Source organism: Sandarakinorhabdus sp., assembly GCF_031422795.1.
Lineage (GTDB): Bacteria > Pseudomonadota > Alphaproteobacteria > Sphingomonadales > Sphingomonadaceae > Sandarakinorhabdus.
This window is the reverse complement of sequence record NZ_JANPML010000412.1, coordinates 1-5126: the sequence shown is the minus strand read 5'-3', so window position 1 is coordinate 5126 and position 5126 is coordinate 1. Positions and strand designations below refer to the sequence as shown.

The window sequence follows — 5126 nt, the reverse complement described above, 5'->3', positions numbered from 1 at the left end:
GTGGTGCCGGCGACCGCGACGTTTGATGAAATCATGGCGCTGAAGCCGGCCGGCATCTTCCTGTCCAACGGCCCCGGTGATCCAGCCGCCACCGGCGTGCACGCGGTGCCGACCATCCAGAAGATCTTGAACGCCGGCCTGCCGTTGTTTGGCATCTGCCTTGGCCACCAACTGCTAGGGCTGGCCGTGGGCGCGAAAACGCTGAAGATGACGCAAGGTCACCGCGGCGCCAACCACCCGGTGAAGCGCCTTTCCGATGGCCGGGTCGAGATCACCTCGATGAACCATGGCTTTGCCGTGGACACCGAAACCCTGCCGGCCACGGCGCGGCCGACCCATATCTCCCTGTTTGACGGCACGCTGGCCGGCCTGGAACTCACCGACCGCCCGGCGTTCAGCGTGCAATATCACCCCGAAGCCAGCCCCGGGCCCCAAGATAGCCAGTATCTGTTCGAGAAGTTCGTTGGGGGGCTGAAGTGATTGAGTTCCCGACAGAAATTAGGGAACGTGATGTGTTGATGAGATTGGTTGGGAAGGCTTTGAGCAATAAAGACCCTATTCCGTCATTGAGTCATTTATGTCCGGCGCGTTCTCACAAAGACTTGCTTGATCTTGCAAATTCTTGGCAAGACCTCGGTCTGGTGCAAGTCATAGAAAGCAGAGAAGAAGGCAACTGGTACGTATGGGCCTCAATCAAGGATGCTGCGAAAATTATGTACTTTGAATTGCGGCAGAATTCACTCGTTGGAAGAATCGGGCAGTTTTCGAGAAGTGATTGGATTTCGTTCGGGAGTCTCTTTGTTGCCAGTGCCGCGTTGCTAAAGGATATGTTCTGATGCCCAAACGCACCGACATTAAATCCATCCTCATCATTGGCGCCGGCCCGATCATCATCGGCCAGGCCTGCGAGTTCGATTATTCGGGCACGCAGGCGGAGAAGGCACCCAAGCGCTTTTAGTTGCTCCAGGGATCAATAACCGTGAGCCCTTCAACCCCAAAATCACGCACGTTGCGTGTGGCCAGCACTGCGCCATGGCAGAGCGCCTGCGCGGCGAGCATCGTGTCGACCAGCGGCAGGCTGCGACCTGCCAGTCGTGCGGTTGCGCAGATCTGGCCCCAGCGCCGCGCGGCAGGTTCATCAAAAGGCACGATGCGTCCGGCATGCTCTGCCACCAGATTTGCCAGCCAAACCTTCAGCACTCGGCGCTTTTCCGGGCCGCTGGTCATGGCGATGCCCTGTTCAATTTCACCAATCACCACCACAGACAGCAACGTCTGTCCGTCATTCCGGCGATGCCATTCCATGACGGCCGGGTCTGGTCGAGGTTTGGTCACCTCGCTCCACACATTAGTATCAGCGAAAATCATCATGCAGAAATGGCGGCTCGTGTTCCATCACTTCGCGGGACGGCAGATAAAGCTCATTGCTATCGCCGCAAATGGCGCGCAGCCGGTCGATCAAGGCCGGCGCGTATTGCCTCTGCACCACCGCCGCGACTTCCTCCGCCACGGTCCGGCCGTGGGCGTTGGCCTGAGCCCGCAAAGCCTCGGCCACATCGGCGCGATCAAGATCAACGATCACCCGTTCCACAGCGTTTCTCCTCTGTCATCTATTAGCATAGCCCGGTAAAGGCCGCCAATGCCCAAACGCACCGACATCAAGTCCATCCTCATCATTGGCGCCGGCCCGATCATCATCGGCCAGGCCTGCGAGTTCGATTATTCGGGCACGCAGGCGGTGAAGGCGCTGAAGGCGGAGGGCTATCGCATCATCCTGGTCAATTCCAATCCGGCGACGATCATGACTGATCCGGAACTGGCGGACGCGACTTATGTGGAGCCGATCACGCCCGAAATCGTCGCGCGCATCATCGAAAAGGAACGGCCGGATGCCGTGCTGCCCACCATGGGCGGCCAGACCGCGCTCAACACCGCGCTGGCGCTGGCACGCGATGGCACGTTGGAGAAATACAATGTCCAGCTGATCGGTGCTGATGCCGAAGCCATCGACAAGGCCGAGGATCGGCTGAAATTTCGCGACGCAATGGACAAGATCGGGCTAGAATCGCCGAAAAGTCGTATCGCGCATACCGTTGAGGAAGCGTTGGCCGCGCTGGAAGAAATTGGCCTGCCATCGATCATCCGCCCCAGCTTCACCATGGGCGGCACCGGCGGCGGCATTGCCTATAACCGCGAGGAGTTCATCCAGATCGTCACCGGCGGCCTTGATGCCAGCCCGACCACCGAAGTGCTGGTGGAAGAAAGCGTGCTCGGTTGGAAGGAGTATGAGATGGAGGTGGTCCGCGACAAGGCGGACAATGCCATCATCGTGTGTTCCATCGAGAATATCGATCCGATGGGCGTCCACACCGGGGACAGCATCACTATCGCGCCGGCGCTGACGCTGACCGACAAGGAATATCAGATCATGCGCAACGCCAGCATCGCAGTGCTGCGTGAAATCGGCGTCGAAACCGGCGGTTCCAACGTGCAATATGCGGTGAACCCCAAGGATGGCCGCCTGGTCGTCATCGAAATGAACCCGCGTGTTTCGCGATCCTCGGCGCTGGCATCCAAGGCCACCGGCTTCCCGATCGCCAAGGTCGCGGCGCTGTTGGCGGTTGGCTACACGCTCGACGAGATCATGAACGACATCACCGGCGCCACCCCGGCGTCGTTTGAGCCGACCATCGATTATATCGTCACCAAGATCCCGCGTTTTGCCTTCGAAAAGTTCAAGGGCGCCGCGCCGCTGCTCGGCACCGCGATGAAATCGGTGGGCGAAGTGATGGCCATCGGCCGCAACTGGCAGGAAAGCGTGCAGAAGGCGCTGCGCGGGCTGGAAACGGGCCTGACCGGTTTTGATGAAGTCGAGGAGCTGAAGGGCGCCAGCATCGAGGAAATCGAAGCCGCCCTGAGCCGCCCGACGCCTGATCGCCTGCTGGTGGCGGCTGACGCGCTGCGCGCCGGCATGAGCGTGGAGCGCATCCACCAGATCGCCAAGTTCGAACCCTGGTTCCTGCGCCAGATGCTGGAGCTGGTGGAGATGGAAGCCGCGGTGAAGGCCGCGGGCCTGCCAACAGAGGCCGCCGGGTTCCGCCGCCTGAAGTCCGTTGGTTTTTCCGATGCGCGGCTGGCACATCTGGCCGGCACCACCGAAGCCGAGGTGTCGCGCACGCGCCGCGCCCTGAACGTGCGCCCGGTGTTCAAGCGCATTGATACCTGCGCTGCCGAATTCGCGGCGAAAACGCCCTATATGTATTCCAGCTACGAAGCCCCCAGTTTTGGCGAGCCCGATTGCGAGAGCAACCCGACGGCGGCGCGCAAGATCGTCATCCTTGGCGGCGGCCCCAATCGCATCGGCCAGGGCATCGAGTTTGATTATTGCTGCTGCCACGCCTGCTTTGCGCTGAATGACGCCGGCTATGAAACCATCATGGTCAACTGCAATCCCGAGACCGTTTCGACCGATTATGACACGTCGGACCGGCTGTATTTCGAGCCGCTGACCGCTGAAGACGTGCTGGAAATCCTCCACACCGAAATGCAGAATGGCGAGCTGGTTGGAGTTGTCGTGCAGCTGGGCGGACAGACCCCGCTGAAGCTGGCACAGGCGTTGCAGGATGCCGGCATCCCGATCCTGGGCACCAGCCCCGACAGCATCGATCTGGCCGAAGACCGCGAGCGTTTTGCCGCTCTCATCACCCAGCTTGGGCTGAAGCAGCCTGACCACGGCATCGCCCGCAGCGCTGAAGAGGCCGTGCGTGTGGCCGAAACCATCGGTTATCCGGTGTTGATGCGCCCGTCCTACGTGCTAGGCGGCCGCGCCATGGAAATCGTCGACACCCGCGCCCAGCTGGAAACCTATATCCGCGAGGCCGTGGTGGTATCGGGGACGTCGCCGGTGCTGATCGACCGCTATCTGCGCGACGCCATCGAAGTGGACGTGGACGCGGTGGCCGATGGCGAAACCGTGTTTGTCGCCGGCGTGCTGGAGCATATCGAGGAAGCCGGCGTGCATAGCGGCGACAGTGCCTGTTCACTGCCGCCCTACAGCCTGCCCGCCGATATCATCGCCGAAATCGAGCGCCAGACCGAAGTGCTGGCCCGCGCGCTGAAGGTGAAGGGCCTGATGAACGTGCAGTTCGCCATCAAGAATGGCGACGTTTACCTGATCGAGGTCAACCCGCGCGCCAGCCGCACAGTGCCCTTCACTGCCAAGGCGACCGGCATCCCGGTGGCCAAGATCGCGGCGCGGGTGATGGCCGGCGAGAAGCTGTCGTCCTTCGATCTCAGCCCACGCAATGTCGGCAATCATATCGCCGTGAAGGAAGCCGTATTTCCGTTCGCGCGCTTCCCCGGGGTCGATCCGGTGTTAAGCCCGGAAATGAAGTCTACCGGCGAAGTGATGGGCATTGATGCCGATTTCGCCACCGCCTTTGCCAAAAGCCAGCTGGGCGCCTTCACCGTGCTGCCGCAATCGGGCCGCGTGTTCATCAGCGTGAAGGACAGTGACAAGCCGCAGATCATGGACGCCGCGCGGGATCTCGTTTCGCTCGGCTTTGAACTGGTCGCCACCTCGGGCACGGAGCGCGCGTTGAAAGCCGCGGGTATCCCGGTGACGGCGGTGAACAAGGTTGCCGAAGGCCGCCCGCACATCGTTGATCGCATCAAGGATGGCGAGATCGCGCTGATCTTCAACACCACCGAAGGTTTGCAGTCGCTGAAAGACAGCCAATCGATCCGCGCGTCGGCGCTGTATGGCCGTGTGCCCTATTACACCACGGCACCGGCCAGCCGGGCGGCTGTGGCGGCAATTGCTGCAATGCGGCGACACCCGCTTGAAGTTCGGCCACTTCAATCCTATCATCGACAGTCCTGATCGGCGGCAGAATATCCGCCTGCGGCCCCTGGCGACGCTGAAACGCGCTGGCAGGGGCAATTCTTTGGAACGACTTGCAGGATAGTTGAACGACCATGGCGACGATGGAAAAGGTGCCGATGCTGCCGACAGGACATGCATTCCTGATCAGCCAATTGCGGCAACTGAAAGAGGTGGAGCGGCCGGCGGTGGTGGAAGCCATCGAGGAAGCGCGCGCCCACGGCGATCTGTCGGAAAATGCCGA

The 5126-nt window shown here is 61.2% G+C and carries 6 protein-coding genes and 1 pseudogene; 5 read left to right on the top strand and 2 right to left on the bottom strand.

Annotated features, from left to right (window positions below; translation table 11 throughout):
- The 3 genes from RMO81_RS14395 to RMO81_RS14385 form a co-directional block, all read left to right on the top strand.
- A partial coding sequence (locus RMO81_RS14395; RefSeq protein ID WP_310476596.1) for a glutamine amidotransferase-related protein occupies positions 1-480 on the top strand: 480 nt, incomplete at its 5' end.
- Positions 477-836 (top strand): hypothetical protein, encoded by a 360-nt coding sequence (locus RMO81_RS14390; RefSeq protein ID WP_310476595.1) that lies wholly within the window; start codon positions 477-479, stop codon positions 834-836. The genes RMO81_RS14395 and RMO81_RS14390, both read left to right, overlap by 4 nt.
- Positions 836-958 carry a hypothetical protein gene (locus RMO81_RS14385; protein WP_310476594.1) on the top strand — a complete coding sequence of 41 codons (123 nt, stop codon included), beginning with the start codon at positions 836-838 and terminating at the stop codon, positions 956-958. The genes RMO81_RS14390 and RMO81_RS14385 overlap by 1 nt, the downstream gene beginning before the upstream one ends.
- On the opposite strand, the gene RMO81_RS14380 is transcribed toward RMO81_RS14385, so the two are convergent.
- Complete coding sequence (locus RMO81_RS14380) at positions 955-1371, bottom strand: type II toxin-antitoxin system VapC family toxin (RefSeq protein WP_310476593.1); 417 nt, start codon at positions 1369-1371, stop codon at positions 955-957. The genes RMO81_RS14385 and RMO81_RS14380 overlap by 4 nt on opposite strands.
- Positions 1355-1591 (bottom strand): hypothetical protein, encoded by a 237-nt coding sequence (locus RMO81_RS14375; protein WP_310476592.1) that lies wholly within the window; start codon positions 1589-1591, stop codon positions 1355-1357. The genes RMO81_RS14380 and RMO81_RS14375 overlap by 17 nt, the downstream gene beginning before the upstream one ends.
- A 48-nt stretch (positions 1592-1639) precedes the next feature.
- Between RMO81_RS14375 and carB the strand changes: the two genes are divergently transcribed.
- Together carB and RMO81_RS14365 are read left to right on the top strand one after the other, a co-directional pair.
- Positions 1640-4882, top strand: a complete 3243-nt coding sequence (carB, locus tag RMO81_RS14370; protein ID WP_310476591.1) for a carbamoyl-phosphate synthase large subunit — start codon at positions 1640-1642, stop codon at positions 4880-4882.
- Positions 4883-4977: 95 nt separating this feature from the next.
- Positions 4978-5126, top strand: a pseudogene (locus RMO81_RS14365) (transcription elongation factor GreA); the annotation flags it as partial.

Excerpts from the sequence above, each read along its gene's own strand:
- RMO81_RS14385 (WP_310476594.1), top strand. The coding sequence starts at position 836 with ATGCCCAAACGCACCGACATTAAATCCATCCTCATCATTGGCGCCGGC.
- RMO81_RS14380 (WP_310476593.1), bottom strand. The coding sequence starts at position 1,371 with ATGATGATTTTCGCTGATACTAATGTGTGGAGCGAGGTGACCAAACCT.
- carB (WP_310476591.1), top strand. The coding sequence starts at position 1,640 with ATGCCCAAACGCACCGACATCAAGTCCATCCTCATCATTGGCGCCGGC.